Below are 1030 nucleotides of genomic sequence, written 5' to 3' on the forward strand. Positions count from 1 at the left end.
TAACGCGTAGTGCTAGTCTATTCGCAATCCACTTCGACCACGAACCAAGTTGCTATGAACCTTAAGTGTATTCCACAAGAACAGTGCCGCTAATCGGCTGCCTAAGCCGATTAGTGTACAGGTTCCTGGGTGTTCAAAGTGGCCAACGGTATTGAGATTGTTAAAACCAGTCTCAATGTGTCGCCGTTGATTCTTCAAAAATGAAGAGTTAACGTGGCCTGAGTCGCGCATGTTCTTTCGCAGTGGGAACCAGAAATTAATTCCTTGCGTTCTCAGCTGTTGCTGAAGGGGACGGCTAAGATAACCACCATCCGCTAGAACCTGATGGGCTGGAGTCTTTCCTAATAATTCTTCTACTGTTTTTCGGTCATCAACGTTGGCTGCTGTTAGTTCCCAGTTCACAAAGTATCCATTATTATCCATTACCGCATGTAGTTTGAAACCATAATAATACAACTGTTTGGTGGCATTAAAGCCTTTATTGGCAACACCTTGTAAGACTCTAGCTTGATTGCTACGTCTTGCTGAAACTAATGTGATTGGTGCACTATCAATGATTTCATAGGTCGTGTTGTGACGATATTTCTTCAATAATTGCCACCGAATCAGCTTCATTATTTGAAGAAGATTTCGACATCGGCGGTTGTAACGGCTACGTTCTGGGACGATAATGCCCGCCGCTATTAGAGTTTGGTGGAAGTGTGTTTCTGATGGATCCCGTAAGTCTATTCGCGTAAGCATGCAGGCAATAATAGTGATATCACTGACCTTCAGCTGTTGATAATTTTGACGGAAGCGAATATATTTTGGCAAAAGTTGGTAAACTGGTGTAATAATTCTGATGAATTTTCGGATAGTCTCTTGAATTAAATTGGATTTTGGGATAGTTTTAAGGAGGCCTTGCATTTACGGTTCTTCTTTCTGGTTTAGTCACCTTAGAAGCTACCGCAAATGCGGGCTTTTTGCATACTATTTGATTTGATTCAAGATTCTATCCAGCAAATATTACACGACTAGCACTACGCGTTAT

1 protein-coding gene is annotated in these 1030 nt (G+C 41.7%); it reads right to left on the bottom strand.

What is annotated here, in order from left to right:
* Positions 1-12 precede the first annotated feature (12 nt).
* Positions 13-906, bottom strand: a complete 894-nt coding sequence (locus JUF13_RS14390) for an IS982 family transposase (RefSeq protein WP_203640204.1) — start codon at positions 904-906, stop codon at positions 13-15.
* Positions 907-1030 lie beyond the last annotated feature (124 nt).

Source organism: Levilactobacillus wangkuiensis (genome assembly GCF_016861605.1).
GTDB lineage: Bacteria > Bacillota > Bacilli > Lactobacillales > Lactobacillaceae > Levilactobacillus > Levilactobacillus wangkuiensis.

Bases quoted from the DNA above. Each gene is read 5' to 3' on its own strand.
- JUF13_RS14390 (WP_203640204.1), bottom strand. From the start codon at position 906: ATGCAAGGCCTCCTTAAAACTATCCCAAAATCCAATTTAATTCAAGAG.